The sequence below is a fragment of the Paenibacillus whitsoniae genome, assembly GCF_003955665.1.
Classification (GTDB): Bacteria; Bacillota; Bacilli; order Paenibacillales; family NBRC-103111; genus Paenibacillus_E; species Paenibacillus_E whitsoniae.
In genome coordinates this window covers 1-24,015 of the sequence record NZ_RXHU01000107.1, presented here as the reverse complement: position 1 = coordinate 24,015, position 24,015 = coordinate 1, and the positions used below count along the sequence as shown (strand labels likewise).

The 24,015-nt window shown below is 51.6% G+C and carries 15 protein-coding genes; 3 read left to right on the top strand and 12 right to left on the bottom strand.

Going from position 1 to position 24,015, the window contains the following annotated elements:
- Nucleotides 1-9 precede the first annotated feature (9 nt).
- Nucleotides 10-903, bottom strand: a complete 894-nt coding sequence (locus EJQ19_RS28375) for a LysR family transcriptional regulator (protein ID WP_126144604.1) — start codon at nt 901-903, stop codon at nt 10-12.
- 240 nt (nt 904-1,143) lie between these two features.
- Between EJQ19_RS28375 and EJQ19_RS28370 the strand changes: the two genes are divergently transcribed.
- A complete protein-coding gene (locus EJQ19_RS28370; RefSeq protein ID WP_126144603.1) occupies nt 1,144-1,935 on the top strand; it encodes an SDR family oxidoreductase in 792 nt (263 codons plus the stop codon).
- Nucleotides 1,936-2,022: 87 nt separating this feature from the next.
- Here the strand turns inward: EJQ19_RS28370 and EJQ19_RS28365 are convergent, their stop codons facing one another.
- The 5 genes from EJQ19_RS28365 to EJQ19_RS28345 all read right to left on the bottom strand — a co-directional run bounded on the left by EJQ19_RS28365 (nt 2,023) and on the right by EJQ19_RS28345 (nt 9,527).
- Nucleotides 2,023-3,432, bottom strand: a complete 1,410-nt coding sequence (locus tag EJQ19_RS28365) for a HEAT repeat domain-containing protein (protein ID WP_126144602.1) — start codon at nt 3,430-3,432, stop codon at nt 2,023-2,025.
- A 148-nt stretch (nt 3,433-3,580) separates the two neighbouring features.
- Entirely contained in the window at nt 3,581-4,225 is a 645-nt protein-coding gene (trhA, locus tag EJQ19_RS28360) for a PAQR family membrane homeostasis protein TrhA (RefSeq protein ID WP_126144601.1), read from the bottom strand.
- Between the two features lie 112 nt (nt 4,226-4,337).
- On the bottom strand, nt 4,338-7,697 hold the full coding sequence (locus tag EJQ19_RS28355) for an S-layer homology domain-containing protein (protein WP_126144600.1): 3,360 nt from the start codon (nt 7,695-7,697) through the stop codon (nt 4,338-4,340).
- Between the two features lie 118 nt (nt 7,698-7,815).
- Nucleotides 7,816-8,436: a glycerol-3-phosphate acyltransferase gene (locus EJQ19_RS28350; protein ID WP_126144599.1), complete on the bottom strand. Its 621-nt coding sequence runs from the start codon at nt 8,434-8,436 to the stop codon at nt 7,816-7,818.
- The gene (locus EJQ19_RS28345) at nt 8,433-9,527 is read right to left on the bottom strand and encodes a glycosyltransferase family 2 protein (RefSeq protein WP_126144598.1); all 1,095 of its coding nucleotides are present in this window, start codon (nt 9,525-9,527) and stop codon (nt 8,433-8,435) included. Before EJQ19_RS28345 ends, EJQ19_RS28350 begins: the two co-directional genes overlap by 4 nt.
- 183 nt (nt 9,528-9,710) lie before the next feature.
- On the opposite strand from EJQ19_RS28345, the gene EJQ19_RS28340 reads away from it, so the two are divergent.
- Together EJQ19_RS28340 and EJQ19_RS28335 are read left to right on the top strand one after the other, a co-directional pair.
- Nucleotides 9,711-9,896: a hypothetical protein gene (locus EJQ19_RS28340; RefSeq protein WP_126144597.1), complete on the top strand. Its 186-nt coding sequence runs from the start codon at nt 9,711-9,713 to the stop codon at nt 9,894-9,896.
- Nucleotides 9,897-9,934: 38 nt separating this feature from the next.
- A complete protein-coding gene (locus EJQ19_RS28335) occupies nt 9,935-10,663 on the top strand; it encodes a hypothetical protein (RefSeq protein ID WP_126144596.1) in 729 nt (242 codons plus the stop codon).
- Between the two features lie 288 nt (nt 10,664-10,951).
- On the opposite strand, the gene EJQ19_RS28330 is transcribed toward EJQ19_RS28335, so the two are convergent.
- From EJQ19_RS28330 to EJQ19_RS28305, 6 genes are all read right to left on the bottom strand, one after another.
- Nucleotides 10,952-11,152, bottom strand: coding sequence for a hypothetical protein (locus EJQ19_RS28330; protein WP_126144595.1), 201 nt, complete (start codon nt 11,150-11,152; stop codon nt 10,952-10,954).
- Between the two features lie 289 nt (nt 11,153-11,441).
- Nucleotides 11,442-13,376: an LTA synthase family protein gene (locus EJQ19_RS28325; protein ID WP_126144594.1), complete on the bottom strand. Its 1,935-nt coding sequence runs from the start codon at nt 13,374-13,376 to the stop codon at nt 11,442-11,444.
- Between the two features lie 181 nt (nt 13,377-13,557).
- Nucleotides 13,558-14,649 (bottom strand): S-layer homology domain-containing protein, encoded by a 1,092-nt coding sequence (locus tag EJQ19_RS28320; protein WP_164716775.1) that lies wholly within the window; start codon nt 14,647-14,649, stop codon nt 13,558-13,560.
- A gap of 94 nt (nt 14,650-14,743) precedes the next feature.
- Nucleotides 14,744-18,025 carry a discoidin domain-containing protein gene (locus EJQ19_RS28315; protein WP_126144592.1) on the bottom strand — a complete coding sequence of 1,094 codons (3,282 nt, stop codon included), beginning with the start codon at nt 18,023-18,025 and terminating at the stop codon, nt 14,744-14,746.
- Between the two features lie 291 nt (nt 18,026-18,316).
- On the bottom strand, nt 18,317-23,011 hold the full coding sequence (locus EJQ19_RS28310) for a hemoblobin-interacting domain-containing protein (RefSeq protein ID WP_164716773.1): 4,695 nt from the start codon (nt 23,009-23,011) through the stop codon (nt 18,317-18,319).
- 140 nt (nt 23,012-23,151) lie between these two features.
- Nucleotides 23,152-23,982 (bottom strand): AfsR/SARP family transcriptional regulator, encoded by an 831-nt coding sequence (locus EJQ19_RS28305; RefSeq protein ID WP_126144590.1) that lies wholly within the window; start codon nt 23,980-23,982, stop codon nt 23,152-23,154.
- Nucleotides 23,983-24,015: the final 33 nt, after the last annotated feature.

Genomic DNA, 24,015 nt, shown 5'->3' with positions numbered 1-24,015 from the left:
GCATAGGTCTCACTTATTGTATTCAGTATTAATTTCTCGCTGCTTAATGTAACTCACAAATTGCTGGGCTGCTGGCGACAAAAATCTGTCTTTCTTTAAATGTAAACCAACCTCCCACTTCCATCCCTCTTCTTGAATCTCAATCCAATGCAAACCATTGAGGATCAGGCCCGCGGTTTTCGGCAGCACGGAGACACCTAATCCGGCAGAGACAAAACCTGCCACAGTCGGCAGATCTTCTGCATCGTAGGAAGTGCTGAGTGTGAAGTTCATATGATGAACCCTTGTTAAAAGCGAATCCCTTAAGGAGCAGTTATGTTTCAGGGCAACAAACGGCTCTCCGGTAATTTCTTTTAAACTGATCGAAGAACGCTCTGCAAGCGGATGGTCGGCATACACGACCAGATATAGCGGCATACTTTGAATGGGTATCCATTCGTAATGATCGCTGACCGGTCTTTCCGATGTAATTAATAGATCAGAAAGGCCATTTTCAACCTGTTCCACAATGGTTCCTTTATCCCCTTGCGTAAGCTCAAAGGTGATTTTCGGGTTCGCAAGCTGATATTTCCGCACTAAATTAGGAATTAAATCAACACCAAGTATATTTAGATAGGCTAGATGTATCGTACCCGAATCAGGATTAGCGTATTCTTCAAGCTCCTGCTTGCTTTGCTTCACTTCCTGTAAAATCTTCTCGACACGCTTAGCAAACATCGTGCCGTATCGATTAATATGCAGATTTCTTCCCTTGCGCTCAAATAAAGGGACGCCGAGCTCATCTTCCAGTTTGGCTATGGAATGACTGAGCGCGGGCTGTGTGATCGACAACGACTCCGCCGCTCTCGTCAAATGTTCTGTACGTGCAACTTCCAAAAAATATTCTAATTGCGTAAGTTCCATAGGTTCCTCTCTTATCCTGCCTCTTTTCTAACAATTATCTATAAAAACACGATGAATCGCAACGTGTTCCCTCTCGAGTACTTATTTTTCGGCACTAGCCTAAGTATCTCACTCACGCCATACATAAATAAAAGTAATCAAATTTATTAAATTCATGAAATAGACTGTTTGCCTTATTTGACGTAAAGTAATTCACAGGATTCAAAAAGTTACAAGAAACATCGTCATGGAGGCGAACGTATGACATTCACTTCTTATCAGCAAGAGTTTCAAGGAAAACGTGCTTTGGTCACAGGAGGCACTGCAGGAATGGGCTACGCTATCGTAAAGCGATTAGCTGATGCTGGTGCAACTGTTCTTACGACCGCTCGGACAACGCCAACGAATTACAGCGTCCACGGCGTTCATTTCGTTCAGGCAGACGTAACCACGCTGGAAGGGACGTCCCTTTTAATTGAGGCAGTCGAAGAGAAGCTTGGTGGTATCGATATTCTCATTAATACTGTAGGCGGTTCATCTACGCCTCCCGGCGGAGCCTTAGCTTTAACCGATGAAGATTGGCTTCATACGCTAAACCAAAATCTTCTTGGATCCGTGCGATTAGACAGAGGCCTCTTGCCCATGATGGTTGCGCAAAGAAAGGGGGCTATCCTCCATGTGAGCTCTATTCAGAGAAAGCTTCCCTTGTATGAATCAACGCTAGCTTACGCAGCGGCTAAGGCGGCATTAACCACCTACAGCAAAGGCTTGTCCAAAGAATTTTCTCCGAAAGGTATCCGCATTAACACGATCGCTCCCGGATTTATTCAAACTGAGGCTGCGACTCGCTTGATTGATCGAATTGCTACAGCTGCTGGCAGTCGAGAAGCCGCCCTGCAGCAACTGATGAATTCTCTAGGGGGCATCCCTATCGGTCGCCCAGGCTTACCAGAAGAAGTCGCGGAACTTGCAGCATTCTTAGTATCCGACCGCGCCGCCTCTATCACAGGGAGCGAATACGTCATCGACGGCGGCACTATGCCCACTGTATGATCACACGGCTACCTGCCCTGACATCAAAAGGCGATCTAACCGGTCACCCATGACCCGGTAAGATCGCCTTTTTTAAATGAGTACGCGTTACGGATAGAACGCATTTGCCTTTGTCGTTGTCGGACACCAACGGGTATTTAGCAGGAACTTGATCAGCGACTGTTTCGCTCGCTCCGTGCCGATGTAGTTCAAAGATTCCGCCGCATGTGCACGGACGTAACGGTTCTCGTCGCCCAGCGCAAGCTCGAGCTGCGGCACAGCTGCTTCAGCCGCGCGCCCGAGTCGGGACAGCGCGAGGCTCGCCATGAAGCGCACCTGCGCGTTCTCATCCTGCAGCGCGCCGGACAAAGCGGCAACGGCGAGATCGAGCTGCGCCTCCATCTGCCCTAGCGCATCCACCGCCGTGTGGCGCACCAAGGTGGCTGGATGTCGGAGCAGTGCTGCCAACGCTGGCACCGCATCGGCCGCCAGACCGCGAAGCTCGCCGAGCGCGAATACGGCGCGGGCGACGATCTCGCTGTCCGCATGCTGCAGCGCGGCAATCAGCCCCGGCACCGCGTCGGCGCCCGCAACGGATAACCCGTAGGCGGAAACGCGGGAGATGTCGCGGTTGTCGCTTTGCAGTCCGAGCAGCAGGGAATGCACACCGGCCTTGCCGCTGGCTGCAAGTTCATAGGCGGCGTTAATGGCAACGGGCTCGCTCGCACCGAGCTGCTCTGTCAGCGTTTTCAAATGAGCCGGCTCCGCAGCCATCGTACCGGCCAAACTGCCGACCCGTCCGGACAACCAGTTCCACGTCTCTTCCCACATAAGGTCGTGCGCCGCGATCGGCAGGTTCAGTTCCGCAGGCTTTTGCCAAGCCACCATCTGATTGTCCCAGCTCGGCGCTTTCGGCATTTCCGTCCGCATAAACTCAAACTTCAGCATATAGCGCGGCTGCCCTAGCACATTCGGCGTTGAGCGATGCCAAATATCGTAATGGATCAGCGCAAAAGTTCCCGCTTCCCCGCTCGCCAGCGCCTCACCCGGTGCCTCGTCATCTTCAAATGTCCGCGTTTCATAGTTTTGCGTCCCTGGCATGATACCGGTTGGCCCCAATTCAACGGGCGTGTCCTGTGGGAAATACATGATCATTGCCCAGTGGGGATGATGGTTCCGCAGTCGGCTGTAGCCCCAGTAGCTGTCTTTGTGCCAGCCGCCAGGCTTGCTGGATGCGTTATAATGCCCGTGACGATGCGCATGCATCATATAGTTCGGCCCAAGCACGCTGGTGAGTGCGCCGGTCACGACCGGATGGTCGAACACCTGTTGCAGCTCGCGAATGCGCGGCAGCAGATTATTCCCGGGATTCCCTTCCTCCTCATAAACCGAATTCAGTTGGGCTACCAAGTGTTCATGGAATTCCCGCGGAAAATCTGTTTTTAAAATCAAAAATCCTTGTGCGATAAACGTCCTCATTTGCTCGTCTGTGAGCAGTTGCATACCCTTCGTTTCCATGGGGCAGCCTCCTTGGCAAGTGTTGGATTACGTCGTTCATGACTCCATTATAAGGAGGCTGCCGCAAGCTTTGAATCCACAATCCTAACTTGAACTTGCACAATATTAAGGTGCTTTTCGCAAATGACATCACAATCCTGACCCCAGCTTATAACAGCGCGGGCATCACATATCCGTACACCGCGAAGAAGTGAAAGGTGCTCCCGACCAGCACAAAGAGATGCCAAATCGCATGGTGATAGCGCAGCCTGCGCCACAGAAAAAAAGGAACGCCCGCCAAATAAGAGAGGCTGCCGTAGAGCAGCATCTGGAACCCGACGCCAGGCAGGCGGTGAAACAAAGGTACAATGACACCGAACATGATACAGCCCATGATCAGATAAAGAAGCAGCCCCCACGGCAGGAAGCGGTCGATGACTCTGCGGACGAACAGCACGCCGCCCAAGGCGAGCAGCCAAATCGCCGTCAGCAGCTCGGTCGCCAGCCTCCCCTGCCAGGCAATGAGCAGGAACGGCGTGTACGTGCCCGCAATGGCGATGAAGATTGCCGCGTGATCTAGCCGTTCGAACCGCTCGCTCCATTTCGGCGAGCGGGTGCTGTGCAACAACGTTGACGCCGCGTACAGCAGGCAAAAGGAAACGCCGAACACCGCGTTGCTCGCCAGGTAGACGGCGTCTTCAAACAGCGCCGCCCGCTGGAGGAGCAGCACGAGCCCCCAAAGGCTAAGGCCAATGCCGATGCCGTGGCTCAGCGCGTTGATGGGTTCTTCTTTGGGCAGGAATCGAAGATGCATGGCAGTGAAACCTCCTTGGACAGTGGTTTCTTTATTTTTGCCATGGATGGGGGTGGATATGTATGGAAAAGCCCCGCAAGTGGTTTGCTTGCGGGGCTTGACGTTAATTAAATTATTGAGGAACGATATTCAGTCCCATATAGTCGACAGTGTACTCTTTTCCCTCGAACGTATACTTCATGCCGTAGAAGGTATAGCCCGTTACATGCATATCTGTGAACGGAGGAGGTACTAATTTGACTTTCAAATACGTAACCCCATTATCAACAATTAGCTCGACAGGCAAATCTGCCTGTTGACCTATCACTGATGCTTTCGCTTTAGATCCATCTAGGACTCCTTTCAACATAGGCGCTCCCGAATCAGAAACATAGTCCAGGTCGCTTAAAGAGAACCTTATGACGTCTGCTGAAGAGGCAGAAGTTGGCAATACATAAGTAGAGGCCTCACCTTGTCGAATAAGCTGTTCATAAACAGTTCCTGTGACAGTGTCAACGGGTCTGACATCGCTAATCTTTAACTGAAGTGGCAATTGGACTGAGATTTCTACTGGGTCACTGCACCCCATGTCGTTGCATGCTTGAACACTAAACGTATTGTCGCTTCCTGGTTTTAAGTTCTCAAATTGCATGATAGTCGTCCCTGTACTTGGTAACTCAGTTCCGTTATGAATGACCTGAAAATAAATATTATTATCTTTAGAAGATACTTCATTTGTATACCAGTTTATAGAAACCTTCCCACTGTTAATAACTTGTGCATTGAGTACTGCAACTGGTCTTGGTTTTTTGTGCAAATACCAAATCCCTGCAAAATAAGGCTCGCCTGACTGTAGGCTAAACTGCCCACTAACAATTGTCGAATAGTCAGCTTTTGTTATTTGAACCGTGTACGTAACACCAGAAGGCACTTGATCAATTTTAAAGTATCCCTGCGAATCAGTCTTGGCAGTCAAATTCGTCCCTACTATGCTTACTGTTGCATCTTTAAGCCCAGCTGGAGAACCTGTCTCGGACCATTCATTTACAAATCCATGAATTCCACCCGGCACTTGTGAATTAGGCAAAGGAATTTCAGGAAAAGGAGTAATTGAAGTCGGACATGTTGTAGCTGAGCATCGATTTGATTCTCCACCTTTAAAAGAAATTGCCTCTTTTCCTTGGAAACTAATAGAGTAATCTTTCCCATCCGTTTGCTTGTCAACACTTAGCAGTGCATACTCCGCAAGATAGGAATATTGCGTGATCCCCTTTACTTGAAGGCCTGAAATTTGAAAGTCGGAGATTTGAGAATTCACGACCGGATGATTAAAGTAAACTAATACCAAATCGGATCTTACACTTTGTGCAAGTTGAATGGTTGCATCAAATTGCTTAACCGTCAGTGCGACAACTTTTGACGCAGAAAAAGCACCTTTTTGTAGGGTAAGCGTAATGTGAACAACTGCGTCACCTGCTCCATACGCCGGTCTTTGCAGTGGCCCCCACGTCGACAACACTTCCGATTTATCAGACTGGATTAGTATGGCTCCGTTGCCATCATTCAATGAAGGGAAGATCGGGTACTGCGTGACTGAATCCGCGGAATCTCCCGGCTGATATTGAATTTGCAAAGCATTTAATTGAATGAAAATCTCCTGTACAGCGGATTTCATCTCCCGATAGGAAGAAATGTTAAACGCAAGTTCTGAAACACCTAGTGAGGTAGCATTGTCAATCGCTAGGTCTGCCTTCTCAAATAATTTTAACCGGTCTGGAATATCAACCTGCGTTTGTCTAAAAGCTTCATCAATTGCTGCCACAGCAGCAAGCCTCGCCGCCTCCCTCACCGCCACATCAACCACCGCTGCCGGATAAATGTCTAGCAATTTTGCAACAGCATCCGGATCACCCTTAATGGTAACAGGCGTAGCAGAAACGATTTGCTGAATTTGAACGGAGCTTGCAACTGTTAAAATCGGCGTCCCGCTTCCAAAATGAATGGTATGAATAATTGTAGGTTGAGCGTTCCCGTTCGATGGCGCTTCGATCTGTAGTTGAGCATTCCCCGCATTATTCGTAACGCTGCCGTCGATATTTCCGCGCAAGGAAATCGTTTTTCCTGCTGCTCCAGGCTGAATCGTAATCGCACCAAGCGTTCCTGTCGTCGTCGCCGACTCGAGAATCGCCTGCGACTCCACAGATGTATTCGAAACCACGGCTCCGTCCAGCGCCAAAATCCGAACCGGCTGGCCGTTGTTATTGACCGCATTGACAACCAACATCGTGATCGTTGAACGACTTAATTTGATCGAGCTGACCGCGCCGGACTTCACTTGAAGATTGTCAGCATGAATGTTCGTTAACGTGACTTCTCCACTTTGACCAGGGTCGAGAATTAGCGTACCTACGGACGTCTGGCCGCTAGCAGGACCATAGCTGCCGGAAGCAGTAACCGTAAGAGTAGCGATGGTCTTCCCGCTTGCCAGCTGTTCAGCAACGGTTGGAGCAGCAGTCCCTGGGGCCATTCCACCGCCTCCGCCGCCTGCTCCAGCGCCGGTCATCGCCTGCTCAATTACTTGCCCACGGAACGTCAAGTGATACTCCGTACCCAAGCTTTGCGAACTCGTCGTCAAAACAACGACAGCTTTGCTTCCCGACTTAAAGGCAGCAGCTTCAACTTTGAGCGTTTTATCGAAGGCAAAGTCCGCCTTATCCAGCGTTAACAAATCCTTATCAAACGTCACCTCAACGCTGGTGTTGGAAACTGCTTCGATTTTGGTAATTTTCAACGCCTGAACAGCGTTTGCAAGCTCTTTCGACTTGCTAATATATGCATCGCGATGTTCCTTTACCTCATAAGCCAATCTCGCGATAGCTTGACGGTCTGCGAAACGTTTTGGCGCAAATAACGGCTCTCCATTCGGACCTTCTTCACCGTTTACAAGATCAATTTCAGATGCTAGGATAACGGCATTTTTCGCCCAATCCGAAACTTCTTTGAGATCGGCGAAATCTTCCTTCGACACTGTAGACAACGTCAGCTTGTCCAGTCCTAAGGCACGAGTAAGAAACACGACCAGTTCTTCACGCCTTACATTCGCATTCGGTGAAAACGCATCTTGGGAAGTTCCTTGCGTAATCCCCGATTTTACTAAAGCATCGACGTATTGGGCATACCAGCTTGAAGGCGCAACATCCTTAAAAGATGTAGAGGATATCCCATCTTCTTTCACTTTCAAACCAAGCGCTATAACCAAAATCTTAGCCAGCTCCGCACGTGTTACCAATTTCGCCGGTTGGAAAGAGCCATCCTCATACCCGGAGAGCACACCGGCACTGACCAAAGCCTCGATTTCAGATTTGGCGTAGGACTGATTGATGTCGGAAAGCGGCTGGGATGCAACTCCATCAGCTTGAGCAGCAACCCCAAAACTAAGAATCATTGATAAAACAAGTAGGCATGATGTAAACCGCTGAACAAATCGACGCACTGTTTCTCCTCCGTTAATCTTCGAATGTATGATACAAGCAACATTATAACGGAGCGGCTCTCTCCGCGTAATAAATATAAATGAAATTTAATCATTTCCGACAAAAAACGACACAGCCTTACGGCTGTGCCTCCTCCTTCTTTTTGCCAATCCCTGCCCGAAGCTCCCTCTGATGCTTTACCACAATCAGCGCTGCATTGCCCGCCCAGATCCAGAACCAAGCCGCCGGGGCACCGCGCACGAGCAAGTAAACGCCGAGCAGGAGCACGCCAAGCACCACTTGCTGGCCGTCGATCTGCGAAGGGATCGGCTTCCATTTATGCACAATTTTCATGACCAATTGCGAAATCGCCAGGATGATCGCCAGCGCCAGCGAAACTTCAAAGCGCGACAGTGCGCTCCAGACGCCAAAGGTGACGGCAATCGCCTTGCCGCCCCGGCCCTTCAAAAAAGGCGAGAACGCATGCCCGACAATCGGCGCAAGCCCGATCGGAATGAGCGCATAGCCTTCCAACCCACCTAGATGCCTGGCCGCCAGCAAGATCCCATAGCCTTTACCGAAGTCGAGCACGATTCCGGCAAGCCCTAACCGATATCCCGCCGCCTGCCACAGATTAAGCGCCCCAGGGTTCCCGTCGCCGACGCTCCGCAGGTTGTGACGCGCCAACCGCCCGAGCCAATAGGAAAACATCAATGAGCCTGATACAAATGCGCACAATGTCCAGAAAAGCACGGTCATAGCTCTCGCCTGCTTCCCACTTTGACCTGCCGTCCCTTCCAGGCAACATGTCCCAGAAAGACAACTTGAAACATCGAGTACCCCATCACCATGAGGAAAAACAACGTGGAAATCACGTACAGCACCGGCATCGCTACGCCAAATATCCCTATGGAATTAACAAAATAAAATAACTGCACCATGTACAATACGTAGCCGATCAGCAACGGCAAGCCCCAGGAAGTCCCCAGCAGGAAGGGGAAGCTGCAGGAAAGCACCAGTCCGATCGCCCACAGCGCAATGAGCGCAGTCGTCCATCCTCTCAGCTTCGCTGTGCCCAGCATGGCGCCTTTGCCGAAGCCCTGGATCGCGCTTCGAAGTCCTCCGGGATACATGCGGAATGACACCAAATCTTTGCCGATATAGTTGGTGACGGGGATGCCTTCCCGGCGATACGCTGCGCCAAGATTAAGATCGTCGAGCATTTCGTGGCGAATGCCTTCATGCCCTTTTACCGCTTCATAATCATCTCTAGCCGTTAAAATGCAGGAGCCGTACAACCCTTGCCGGGGGTTGGCCTTCTCGAACGGCGATGTGAACGCAAAGACGCCCAGCACATTAAAAATGAGCGCAAGCCGCTCGCTGAACGTCTCGGTATAATGAAAAGGGACGACGGACACAACGCCGCCGCTCGCCTCACGAGCACGAACAAGCAATTCCAAGGCACGGGGAGCAAACCGAATATCCGCGTCAAGAAAAGCGATCAAATCGCCGGTTGCATGCTGATAACCGTTCCAGACGGCCCAATTTTTCCCCGTCCAGCCTGGAGGCAAACTCGAATTGGCGATGACGGTCACACCGAAGCTCTCGGCAATCGCTTTCGTCTCATCCTCAGAGAAGTCGTCCACAACAATAACTTCATAAGGTTGCAACGTTTGAAGCTGCAGCGAACGCAGCAGATAAGGCAAGTTCTCCTGTTCATTTCTAGCGGGAATAATGATCGAAAGTTTTGGATCCTGCCGGAGAGGCGTATCGCTTGGGGGAATCACATTTTTGCGGAAAAGTATAAAACCAACCAGGCATCCGAGTATACAGACCAGAACAATTGCCACTTCGACAACGCCTCCTTCGCCTCAACCCTGCTACGAATTCTTGTGCGAATACGATGACACATTCTTCCTTTTCACAGCCAACAAGCTCTACAGATGTATATGACGATTCGTCTGAGCTTCATGCGAATTATTCGTTCAGTATGCTATAATTAACGATAACACCCGAAAGGAGATGCTACAAGCATGAAAATTTATGTGATTCTATCCTTTGACGGGGAGAATATGGAAAATGTCTACGTGGGAACGGACGAAGAAAAAGCGCTCGGTTTCAAAGCTGCCGACTTCGAGAATTGCGCCGCGCTCTTCGTGGAGATCTGGGAAGACGGCGAGAAAACCGACGACTTCCGCTTAGAGGAAGAACAAGCCTAGACATTCCCGTACTTTAATAGAAAGGTTGATACCGCACAATGGACTATGCCTTCGCCATACAACCCGCCAGCTTCACCCGGTTTGAAGAGGAAGCCGAGCTGACGCAACAATGCAAAGTGTGGGGACTCATTTCCGAGAAAGCGACGAAAGCCAAGACGTTTTATTACAAAAGGAGCAACGTCAGCCTCACCTGCTCGATTGTCGGCTATGTCGATGCCATGACAGCCGTGATCGAACTGGATTCGAACCAACTGCACTGCATCCATCCTTCGTATCTGAAGGAGATGCAAGCGGCAAGTTTTGGCCAGCGAAACGCGACAGCATCCGAGGATGGGACTGCTGCTGAAGAAGCGGAGCAAGCTCTAACCGATGAGGCCGAAGCGCCTAAGCCGGCTCCTGAGAAGGAGAAGCCTAAAAAAGCGGCTGCGCCGAAAGAGAGCAAGCCCAAGAAGGAAAAAGCCGCCAAGCTTCAGCTCCCCGAAGAAAAGGTCAAAATGAAGGCGACGATTACCGAGTTTGCGACAGTGCCGAACCATTTTACCGAAACGGACGACGAAGTCATCATTTATGAAGCCGTGTCCATTCTCGATCCGGACATGGAGATCGGAACCGCCTGGTCCAGCTACAGCAACACGTTGAAGAAACTGGAGCTTGCCGTCGGCGACACGCTTACCTTCGAATGCAAGATCGTGGCCAAAAAGCTTGCCAAGCACCCTGTCCCGTACAAAATCAACAATCCGGCGAAAATGCAAAAGGTGACGGACTAGGCGGTCACGTACACACTGCGCACATCCGTTTAGCGGGGGATTCGTCCCCTTCTGTGAACGAAGAAAAACCAAGAGCTCCGCGAAAGCAATTCGCAAAGCCATTGGTTTTTTTTGTTATTCTCTATTGCTTCCGTTTCCTTCTAAAAGCTAGCTCTTCCTTAAGCGCCTGCTCGATAGAAGCGGCCATAAGGTCGAATTTTTCGGCGACCGTGTAGGGAAGCACACATCCGCAATGCTTGCAGCGCTGCAAATGAAGATCGGTCGGTTTTCGACATGTTGGACAAGTGTTCACTGGGTTGTCAGCCACCTTACATAGATAGAATGCTTCTTCTCTTCCTTCTTCAAAATTTCAATATCGTCGATGAGCAGCTCGCCCGTATGGATTTCCTTCATATGAAAAATATGATGAAACCGCTCATTCATCATACAGTTAAATATCAAAATGTCCTCGTACAGTTTCGCCGAGTAGTACAGGCTGCGCTTTGCCATATCGTACTTGTTACTGACCTAACAGTTCGGTCATCACTTCAACTCCAAACAGCGTAGGGCTCTTAGCATAATTTATTTCCATTATACCACAAAATAGATGCGCCATAGATAGGAATGCAGCCTATTGAGTTAGAAAATCTGTTATGTTAGCCGATTGCTTGAGCGCTGCCCATGCACGAATACACTAAGTTCATACACTTTTTTGCAGATGGGTTTTATTTTAGCTGCGTCTTCACCAAAACCATTAAAATAAGCCCTTCGGCGCACCGAAGGACTTATCAAACCTTATTTATTCCGCGAAATAATCGCTTTCGTGGATCAGATCCGCGATATGAAACGCGCTGAGCAGATGCTGTTTGTCCGCTTCCGTCGGCGGTGTGCCCACGATCGTGCCGTCATTCAGCATCGTATAGTCACGCTGCGTATTCAGGAGTACTTTTCCCATCGCCGTCTCTGCAAAAGCGCTCGGATCGACCCCCATTAAGTACGCCAGCGTCGGCAAGGTGTCGATCTGACCCCCAACCGTTGGAATGGTTTCCCCTTCCAATCCTGGCTGATAGACCATAAACGGCAGCTTCAACGAATGCGTGCGCCAAGCTTCATTCTCCATAGGGGGCATCGCGTCCACTTGATCCTGGTAATACTTATGCACACCGGTATGATCTCCGTAGATCGCAACCACCGATTGCTCCAACAATCCAAGCTGCTGCAATTTATCCAAAAAGGCGCCGATCTGCTTATCCGTGTAATGAATCGCCTGGAAATACGCTCCCATAATGGAGCTGTCGAACGCCGGGTCGAGCTGTAGTTCCTTGGTCGCCTTCGGCATATCAAACGGCCCGTGACTGGACAGCGTAATGACGTGCAGCAGGAACGGCTGCTGCAGCGAACCCACTTTCTCCCCAAGCTGACGGAGATAGGATTCATCGGAAAGACCGAGACCTACGACGTCATCCACCTTGTATTGACGCAGATCCCAGCTCGTCTGGTAGCCGATGCTATGGTGCGCTTCCACCCAGTTCCAGCTGCCCGCCGGCTCGGAATGCGTGGAAACGGTCTGATACCCCAGTCCAGCCATCAGATTCGGGAGGGAATGGTACGTATTTGTCGGATAGCGGAAAAAGTTCGCGCCATACCGGATCGGATACGTCGATGTCGTCGTCATCAGATCGCTGTCCGAGGACGTCCCGTTATTCACTTGCTCATAGAAATTCGAAAAATACAGCGAATTCCCCATCAAACGGTTCAGATTCGGCGTAATTTCCTGACCGTTCACTTTTTGATTCAGAACAAAAGCTTCCAGTGATTCGACTTGAATGACGAACAGGTTTTTGCCTTGAAACTTGCCTTTGTAGGCGTTGTCGGGCAAATGTTCGTTGTTGGCGCTGAGCCACGCTTTAATTTCCCCGTCTTCCTGCGAGGTCAGCGACTTCAACTTGTTCGAGCCGAACAGGCGAAGCCCGTCGTAGAGATGGTAGCCGATCGGCGACATATCCGACATTGACTGAAACGGCGCCCAGCTCAAATTGAAGAACAGCATCTGGCCGTTCGTAACATTCTTCACGTCGATGCGATAGTGCTCCGTTTCGACGACACCCGCCGCAAGCAGCATCAGCACGACAGCCAGCACCGGCCGACGACGCTTGCCATCCGTCCGCGTTGAGTAGCCGGAGTAACCGTAGCTGCTGCCATAGCCGTTCCGCCCGCCGTAACCGCCGCTGTAGCTGCTGCGTCCACGAAGGCGGAACAGTCCATAGATCGCGAGCACGAGCAGATCGGCGGCAAACCACAGGTCGAACAGCCGGACATAGGACCATAAATGAAGTCCGAGCGGGTTGAAACCGGCGGGATGCAGTACAAAGCGCAGCGATAGGAACGCCGCATAGGCGCGATAATAAATGAGATCGCACATTAGCCCGATGCTGAACAATATGTTGAACGCTAACAGGTAGATCCGGCGTCCACGGCTGCGAAAGAAAAGGCCGATCGCGATCCAGAATACGATAAACATCAGATGAGAGAGTACCGGAGGCACCGTAAAATACATGTTGGAAATGCTGAGCCCCCGGTTGTCCGGCGCATGCAGCGCAGCCAGGAGCAGCTGCGATTTGAGCAGGATCGCGGCGAACGTCCAAATGAGAAGTCCATTCCGGGCTAAAGCTAGCATAAGCCGCACGGGGAGCACTTGCCGTGCGGAGCGTCTTCGTGATGTTTGCAAATACAAGCCTGGTTCACCTCATGAGTTAGTCTGTAAGATTTAGTAAATGCTCAGATCCCTGTCGAGGTGGAGAGAGTGGGAGACGTATGCCAGCCCACCCTAATACCTAAACAGCTACTAAGATTTCAATTTCTCCATTCTAACACAAGTCGGCTCGAATCGTGAGCGTAATGCCGCTATTTTCCAACTAACTACCGCTTATTTTCATGAATTTGACAAGAATATTATACAGCAGCACGGCCGCCTGCGCCCGATTGGATCGCGCTTGAGGCCATAATCCGTCGTCATAGCCGTGGATCAGATCGAGTCCGACAAATGCCTCGACGCTAGCGCGCGCATAGTCCGATATGGCATCCGCGTCGAGATACGATGCCAACGATGTGGCGCCATCTGCCATTGTTGGCGCAGACGCCTTCACCGCATGCAGCGTTCGATCTGCAAGCACAATCATGTCCTCTCGCGTCACTGGAGCTGCTGGATGAAAGACTCCATGCTCGTCGCCTTGCACAATGCCCAGCTGCTTGGCAGCAGCAACTGCTTCCGCATAGTAGGCATCGCCCGGCACATCATCGAACATCACTCCCGCTTCTACTCCTGCAGTTGCCTCAGTGCTTGCCGCTTCCTTGACGCCTAAAGCTCTCATCAGCATCACGACGTAATCCGCGCGAGAAATCGAGCTGCCTGGACTGAACGTACGATCACCCGTTCCGTTAATTATACCTTTGGCCGCAAGCGCTTCAATGGCTGGAATTCCCCATTCAAAGCCTTCCAGATCATCGAACGCAAAGGGGCTTTTTACAGTCAGCATTACCTGTTGTGAAAGGGAAACGGAAGCGCTGGCCAACTTGGAATCAACGGTTTTCACGCTTTGGAGAACAAGCTCGGCTTTTCCGTAATGAGCAGTTTTAAAGCGAAGCGTCATGAAAGTCTGACTGTCGGAGAGCCCCGGCTTTTTCCCAACCAAGGTGTGGGCAAGCTGAACATGGTTGTCCGTCACGATGGGCGGAATCGAGAAACCAGGCCATTCCGACTTCGCATTCATGAAGGTTAAAACGTCGGCATCATAGGACAAATTGATTTCAAACGCATAGACATCGTTCAGATTGCTGCCCTGCACACGGACTTCCAGCGTTTCACCTATCGCCGGTTTGTCGTTCGAGACAGTAACCGTATAGCTGGCCGAAGGTTTGGATGTCTCCGCCTGCACCCCGAAGGGAAGCAATAGACAGCTAAGAGCAAGCAGCAGGCTCTGTACAGGCAACCATTTGGGTAAGTGCATGCCCATCGTTCCTCCTATTGAAGAAGATGAGCCCGCTATGGGCGCTGTCAATCACGAGACATAGCGGGCGTGGTGCCGGGGAACGCTTCTTGGTTTATTGCAAGATTCGCTGAGCAACTGCTGCCAAGTCAGCCAGATCAACCACACCATCGTGATTGATGTCGGCAAACTGGTACGTTGCCCAATCCGGACTTGCGGACGTTTTACCGTAGGCGGCTGCGACAATCGCGAGGTCGCCGATCGTGAACTTGCCGTCGGTATTGAGATCGCCAGGCGTTCTGGTGTAGACCGATTGCGTAAACGTTTGGAGCGCCGTATTGAGCGCCGATATCGCCTGCGTAACTTGCGCTTTCGTCACGCCAGGAGCTGCCGCAACAGCCATCGCATCGTTAATCGCTGCTTGCAGAACCGCTTTCGTGCCGGCAGGATACTGACCGATCTGGAGCCCTTCCACCGCTGCATCATGCGCAGCTTGCGCCTGGGCAATAAGTGCGTTCAAGGCAGACAGATCGACGATAGCTTTAATGCCGATGGAGGTGGATACCGCATCCAGATCCGTCTCCGCACCTGTTGCATCGGCCAAAGTAAGTTTGGCGACCGCAATCGATGCCGTAGCATCGTCGCCCGGACTTAGCGCCGTCATGTGCAGACGAAGCAAATCGCCGTTCACGTCATGGCCACCCAGGTTGACAGTCAGCAGCCGCATACTGCCTGCTCCCGCCTTTTGATCGACAACGACAACATTACTGTTCAGCGATTCGGTTGACGTCAGGTTCAGCAGTGCGCTGTCGTAAGCAAGTTGAATGTCCTGCGCATATACACTCGTAGCAACGTCGCTCAAGCTAAGGGTCGCGTCAAACGATTGACCAGCGGTCACGGATGGCGGCCCCGCCAGTGCGGCCGCAGGGGCCGTCGGCCCGTATACCCTCACTTCGCGAATCGACCACCAGCTGGAGCTTGTTCCGGTTTGTACAATTTTGAAATACCGCACCGTTTGCGTTGGAAAATTAACTGTAATGACAGGCCCTGTACCCGTTCCGGTCGCAACCGCAGATCCCCAGTTCACGCCGTCATTCGAGACGAACAGCTGATACCCGCGAGCGTAATCATTGTTGCTGCCGGTCGAGTCCATGACAACGGAGTTAATGGCTGTCGGCGATTTCATATCAATGGTGAACGATTGACCGTTAGCCATTTGCGTCCCCGTGCTCCAACGGGTGGACATGCTGCCGTCAATCAAATTCATCGGGCCGTCGGCGCTCGTTGGCGAAGATGTTGCCGTCCAACCGGTGCGGTCAAGCGCTTTCGCCGGTGTCGTAACGCTGGCGCTGTTGCTTGCAGCGGAAGCATTGCCTGCGTCGTCTTTCGCTTTCACGGTGTACGTGTAAGCCGTTGATGCTTTCGTCGTCGTATCGGTATATGAATTGGAAGCTGTCGTACCGATCAGCGCGCCATTGCGATACACCTCGTACCCGCTTACACTGACATTGTCCGTTGAAGCGCTCCAATTCAGGTTCACCTGATTGTAAGCAGGTGCTGCCGCCATCAAATTCCCCGGCACGCTTGGCGCTTGAGTGTCGCCTGCGTCAGAACCCACAAACTCCGTTAACGTCTGCCGCATTGCCGTTCCCGGTGAATTGGCATACACTTTGCCACCGGTTTGGTTAATGATGTGTGTGATTTCACTGCCTGCCGTGCCGTTGAGCCAAATCGTGGTCGCGTGATGGATCTTGATGCCGGCCGCTTGCGGCACTTCAATCGCCGTTCCCAGCTTAACCGCCGCATCGCGAAAGTAGGAATACACCCCGAGGCCCCAGGCCTCGTGACTCGTAACGGAATCCGCTACTTTGTAGGACGCATAGCCGTTCTCTGTGCCGCCCTTGCTCATCCAAGCCGCTTGATTCGGCACGTCGTACGGAATTTCCGACTGGTAAAAATAAACCCGGCCGCCATTGCCGTTCCACAGCGTCTGATATTCATTGTGATGCTCGTTGAATAAACCGTATAGCGTCACATTATTGCCGTTCACGACCAACCCATTTGTCGAGACGTTGGTCGACCAGCCTGCCCCTGCGCCGTGATCCGCACGCCACATCCAGAAATGATCGCCGATCACGTCATTGCTGTTGATCGTCATCTGCGCCGCATTCGTGCCTGCAGTCACGCCGCCCGTCCGGAAGAAGAGATCCGTCAGCGAGATCGGATTCGCCGCATGGCTCGCAGAGCTTCCTGGCGGGCCGACCTGCACGAGCGACGAAGTCGCGTTAGGCCCGGCGTCGAATACGAGGCCCGCCAGCTTGACGCCGTCCACATCCGCCACGGAGATCGCCGGCGCATCCGTGTCGGGAATGAGCGTCGGCATACCGATGCCAAGCACGACCGTATCCGCATTCGAGATACGAATTGTATCACTTAAATGATAAATACCCGGCGTAAACAGCAAATGCTTTCCTGCTGCAAGTGCAGCGTTTATATTTGCGGTTGAATACGTATCCGTGCGAACGATGTAGAACTGGTCTATCGGAAGCGAGGTGCCTGGCGTTGGTGCAGAAGTCCAGCTCGCGCCTTGCGTATTTTGCTGGAGGGAAGGTACGAAAACCTGATATTGCCCTCCGTTATCGATGTACAAATACGGCTTCTCTCGAATGATCGGCGTATTCGGTACGACGGTATACGGTTGATTTGGGAAATCGCCGGAAGGCGTATTTTTATCTCCGACAAACACCATATTCCACACGCCATTGGACCAACTGGCCCACTCGCTGTTGCGCGAGAACCATTGCTGTTGGGAAGCCGGGACGATATTATTGTCAACGATCGAATCCGCCAAATAACCTCCGCTCGCCCAGCCGGCATTCCAATTGGCGTCGAAATCGAACAGATTCAGCCCACCTTTGATATGAAGCCTGCGCAGTGGTGCAGCTTGCGAGACGGCAATCTGCGTCGTGCCATTCGACGGCGCAATTGTCAAGTTCTCGAGACCGCGCCAAAAGTTCCGCGTCGCATTGCCATTATCCCAGTCTGCGTTTACGTTGAGACCGCCGTTGATAGTAACGTCGCCGGGATTTTGCCCCAAGCCGGACACTTGCGTGTAGAAACCGACATTGAAATTGACGTTATATGTGCCAGGTTTGAACAACAGCGCATCCCGTTCCGTACCGAACTCGTTCGTTTCCTGCCTTGTGAAAATTTCGTTCGTCTTATTTTGAATGTCAGTTGCGGACATAGAAGGATCAAAGACATACACATTGGGGCCAAAAATGCTAGCATTGGCGTCCGTGATCGGCGTATCTGCCCGGGATATGCCCGGACTCCATAACGTGACGGCCAGGGCCATCATAGAGATGGAAGAAACCAGTTTATGAAAGCTTCGCATCGTATACCTCCTCGAATTTGGAAGAGCGCTCATTCAAAAAGCTGTTTTCACACCGCATAAGCGATTACATATTATTTTCCATCACCTTCCTCGCTTGCCGACTATACGTGTTTGGCTAAGTTGCTAACGTAATCATAGAGAAATCGCTAAGACAAGGAAAGCGGTAAACTTAAGGTTTCATGGTGGGATTTATTAAGGATATGGTATATTTTACCTTTTTCGACAAAATGAAACGACCCCTGCCGGAAATGTCGGAAAGGGGCCGTTTTTGTTCGTTTTGCTTGCTATAGATTAGCGCTCGACATTCGAATTCGAGCTTGCCGCTTGTATGGCGCCGAATGCCCAGTAAGTTGCCGGTACATCCGACCATAGCTGTGGCTTGCCTGTCAAAGCCGGGCGCCCGATGACACGGTTCAGTAACGTTACCGCTTCTGCGCGGCTGAGCGCCCGATCCGGAGCAAAGCTGCCGTCTTCATAGCCTTCCAGCATGCCGGTTTGCGCTGCAGCTTCAATGGCTCCCGCAGCCCAGTGGCCTTGCGTGTCCGTAAAGCTTGGTGCCGTGTTCTTCAACGACAGACCGGATACTCTGGCAAAAATCGCAGCAGCTTCTGCGCGTGTGACAGCGCGATCCTCTTTGAATTCCCCATCTTCATAGCCATCCATGAAGCCGAGTGCGGAAATAACTGAGATCGCTTTGACGGCCCATGCCGGAAATTGCTGGCTGTCCTTGTACGCAGGCGCTTTGACATCCGACGTTGCTGCCCTGTTCCCGTACAGTCTGTCCAGCATCGCCGCCAACTGACCGCGTGTGACAGCAGCTTCCGGACGGAACGTTCCGTCCTCATATCCCTCGATGTAAGCTTGAATCGGCAGGGCCGATTTGGCATCAATGATCGTAAAGGTACTGAACTTGCTCACCGTAAATCGGATTGCCGGTTTGCCCGCATCATCCGAAACCTGTTCTCCTTTCACCCATTCCTTCGTTCCGTCGCTATGCTCGATGTAAACCATCAAGCGAGAATCTATGTCCGCGGTGTAATCGCCAAGGGGTAACGTCAATTGAACCGGCTGGGATTGCAAATTCGTCTCAATCGTCATCGGTCTGCCGACGACAGCAGCATTCTGAACGTCTTCGGAAGCGCCATTTGTCTTCGCGCGCTCCCCCACCTCTTGCTGGGCAGCGATGTCTTTCACAGGGACGACGTGGAAGTACAGATCCCCGCTTGAGGCTGACAACGAAGCAACCGGAATCTGAATGGACGCACCACGCGTTTCAATAGTCAGTCCAACACCGGCATTCGTCAGCTTCCCGAGCGCCTCACGCGGCAAGGATACCTGAATGTCGGCCACTTCGTCTTTCGTATCCGGTACGACGATAACGGCTTGGCCTGTGCCTGTCGATTTCAGCGCATCGACGGCGCGGGCAGCCAATTCAGAGGTCAAGCTCACCTTATCGTGCTTGATGCCCTTGTCATCTTTTGTCCGTACGATCTCGGCTTGAGACACGACACTGCCACTACTGGAACCGCCGAGCACGTCGATTGTAATAATTTCAGTATTGGGCGTGTCTGCTCCAGTATTCGAAGAAGAATCCGACTGCGACGGTACAGCCAAAATATCCTGCGTCACAGTCGCATCCAGATAACCGGCAGCTTTCACTCGAATTTCTGCAGTTCCAGCTGGGAGCGTCCCTTTTTTGACTAGGAGCTTTCCTTCAGATAACACATACGTGCTGCTGTCTGCCGTCTGTCCATTGTACGCGACACTTGTTAGCGCACTTCGCCAAAGGGCATTATCCGTAAACGTAATTTCAATGTCATAATCGGTATCGTTATTCGTCGAATCTGCCGTGAGCGTCGGTGCTGTGATCAGCACGGTTTGCTCGACGGTGGATGTTGTATATCCTGTGGCTGCAATCTCAATCGTATACGTTCCGGCTTCAAGCTTCTTCGTCACATGCAACACACCCGGCAATACTTCGTACGGCGCTTCTACGATGATTCCGTTCTTTTGTATAGTCACACTCGTAATCTGAGAACGCCAGTCGGCATTGTCTGTAAAAGTCAGTTCCAGCTCATGCGAGTCGTCATTGCCGGACGTGTCCGCCGTCAGTGTCGGCGCTGTGATCAGCACGGTTTGCTCGGCGGTCGATTTTGTATATCCAGCCGCTGCAATCTCGATCGTGTAGATCCCGGCTTCAAGGGGCTGCGTCACATGCAGCACGCCCGACGATACCTGGTACGACGCTTCTACGAAGGTTCCGTTTTTCTCAAAAGTCACATTCGAAATTTGAGAACGCCAGTCGGCATTGTCTGTAAAAGTCAGATCCAGACCATGCGCATCATCATTGTCGGAGGTATCCGCCGTCAGTGTCGGCGCTGTGATCAGCACGGTTTGCTGAACGGTCGACTTTCTATATCCTGCGGCAGCAATCTCAATCGTATAGGTTCCGCCTTCGAGCGGCTGCGTCACATGCAAGACCCCAGGCGATACCTGATATGCTGCTTCTACGATGGATCCGTTCTTCTTAAACGTCACGCTTGTAATCTGGGAACGCCAGTTGGCATTGTCTGTAAAAGTCAGATCCAGACCATGCGCATCGTCATTATTCGTCGTATCCGCTGTCAGTATCGGCGCTGTGATCAGCACGGTTTGCTGAACAGTCGACTTTCTATACCCAGTGGCTGCAATTTCAATCGTATAGGTTCCGCCCTCCAGCGGCTGCATAACGTGCAGCACACCTGGTGACATCTGATACGTCGCCTCTACGACAGTTCCACTTTTCTTGAAAGTCACACTTGTAATCTGGGAACGCCAGTCGGCATCGTCTTCAAACGTCAGATCGAGCGTATTCGCATCGTCATTGTCGGACGTGTCCGCGGTCAGTGCAGGCGACGCCAAACCTGTATTGAAATTGGGGTTCGTGGTACGGATGGTTTGGTAATCATCCCCATCCACGATATAATAATATCCATTTTCATAAGCTACGCCATATTTCGCCTGAGCCAGGCTGTCAAGTGTAGCAGCTTGGGTAAAGCCATTCTCATCGAATTGATATACATATGCGCCCGGCGTTTCGCCAAACAGCACTGCACCTGTCGATGCATGCATCCCCCCTGCCGTATCTGTATACAGATTCAGCACGGCACTTGGACTGTCGGCCACAACTGTCCATTGCGGCGTACTTCCGGAGGTGTCTAATTGATAAAGCTTTGCTGTGTTGTTAAGCGGCTGCTGCAAATTGTATTTACGAATATTGGCAAACACCTTGCCTGCCGCATTTACGGCTACTCCCGTATACGCGAACTTGTCGTCACCAGCATCCGGAAGCACAGGAATTTGCGACCAGTTACGGCTCTCGTCCAGTTTAAACAGGTTTTTGCTGCCAAACAAATATACAGCTCCTGTCTGGCTAACCGTTAGCGGATTTAACGCGCCGTCAGTCACTGCGTTTTGAGGCAGCGGATATGAAGACCACGAAGACCCGCTATCCGTGCTGATCCGTACAACAATGCTGTTAGGTGTCATGGGATTGGTCAGATCGCCAATGTACCGATCATTTCCGCGAGCTACATACGTGTATACACTGCCAAACTCCTCTTGCGGCGGCCAGGCTTCAGATTGCCATTTCATGTCGGACTCACTTCGGAAAAAGAGCCCTTCCTCTCCCAATTGAACGCTATAAACCGCACCGCTCACAGAAAGAACTGGCGCCAACATCGAACTGTCGGCCGTAATATCGTACCAAACCGAAGGCACCAGACTCACGGTTTGTACAGCCGTCGCATTGCTATAACCCGTAGCTTTAACTTTCACCGTGTAGCTGCCTCCCTTCGTCAATCCGGTGATTGTGATTTTGCCCGGCTGCGTCCAGTCTGCTTGCGCAGATGGTGCGCTTGGCGAAAATTCAACCGACGTAATCGCCGCCAGCCAGTCAGCATCTTCCGCATAGACCAGCTCGATTGCATGCGTCGTATCGTTATCAGTCGTATCGCCCGTAAGCGTCGGCGGGGCTTTGAGATTACCAAATGTCGGACTCGTCGTCCGAATGATCCCGTCAGGGGAATAATCTAGAATGTAATAGTATTCGCCATCGAAGACAACGCCGCCGATTGTCCAGTTCATGTTGCTCGTTGTAGCTGTATTATGCAGCGAGGAACCGTCGAAGGTGTAGATATGGGGCTTTGAACTCAGCATGAAGTTCGTGCTGCCATTTGCCATATGGATCACTCCGCTGGCATCGACAAACATCCACATGTTGCCGGCAGGAAGCGTTACGTTTACTGTCGCCCAAGCGTTTCCATCCCATCGGTATACAGCAGTCGGAAGCGGTGGAAATGCTCCCATATCGTTGAGTTCATACATAATGCTGTACAGGTTGCCGGCGGCATCAACACCCGCACTCGAAATGCGATAGGACTTTGACAAAGCATTCGGCTTAGCATTGATGACCGTCCAGGCTTCTGTTGTTTTATCCCGTTTATAGACGGCAAAAAAGCTTACCGCATATAAATTTCCCTGCGTATCAAAAAATATGGCGCTCAAATAATCGCCGTTTAGCGTCGGAAAACCACCGGCAGGCCCAGGCACGTCCGTCCAAGTTTGCCCGTTATCGGAGCTCTTCATAATTTTCGAAGGAATCGCGTTCGGATACGCACTCTCATTTCCGTGATCCAGTATATACAGATCACCATTCCGAACGACAAGCTTATTTGCTTGAGTAAACGTATTAGCAGGCAAATCGACAAGTTTTGACCAGTTGGCGTCGCTTGCCCCTCTGACTAAAATTTTATTGCTGTACAGCAAATAAAGCTTGCCGTTTTCCCCGGCTAAGTAGCTTGCGCCGCTATCGGCATTTGACTTAATATCGCGCCAGGCTGGGCCCGACGCAAATGTTTGACTCTGGCTCCAGAGCAAACCCGGAACCACAAGGGCAAGCGCCAGCAACAGATGCAGCGCCTTCTTCCATGCGATATGTAGCTTCATTTCTACTTCCATCTCCCCGTCGAAGTTTGTCATATTCTGAGACTAATTAACTATAACAGGGAGCGTTGAACGAATTCTGAACATCTTAGGATGCAGGACAATCGAGGGATGCCTGAGTCGTAACCTGTTATGAAGCTTTTTCACTGCCCATCCATTAATGCTTGTCCGTAGTCTTGAAACTCAGCCGTAGGCGGAGTCCCCATTTCTTCCGTCATTAACCGGAAAAAGGCGGCATAGCTTGCACGCAAGCCCTCCGTATCGCCGATCGCAGCCAAACATGCCAGCTGTTCCCTCGCCAGCCTTTCCGAATACGGGTGCAGCTCGCGAGCGCGTCTGACCCGCCGCAAGGCAGAATCGAGCGATCCCGCTGCGCGTTCGGCGGAGGTAAGCCTCATCGTTAACACGATGTAATTTTGCAGCAGTTCTTCCCTTTTGGCCTTGACCCAAGGGTAGTCTTCTTTGTCAAGGTAATGCCCTCTGTACAGCTCCCAGGCCGCTTCCGATTCAGCAAGATTGCCTTGCGGCGCCACAAGGGCCGCCTGCAGAAAGTGATCCACATCGGTGCGAAGCCCTTCGCCATGCAAGCGATAGCTTTCCAGCGAAAAATCAAGCGCACCGCCAAGCCCCGTTTCCTTCAGCATGCGTCTCACTTGATAAATAGCCGTGTGCAGATGCGACATCGCTTTATCCAATTCGTAGGTCGGCCAGATTTCTTCCAGCAGCACATCTTTGGGCAGCCATACCTCCCGGTGCTGAAGCAAATAAGCAAACAGTTCCTTCGACTTCAGCGTGCGCCACTTGAGAGGAGGTTGATCGGAAGTTCCCCGAATGGACAGGTGCCCAAACAACTCAATGGGCGGTTTTCCCCAAGATGGGCTCGCTCCTTTTCCCTCCTGAATTTGCCTCGCAATTGACTTTCGCACCCGTTCCAACGTTGTCGCAAAGCGGATCGGATCAATCGGCTTGAGCACATAATCCAGCGCATCTGTCTCTTATACACATCT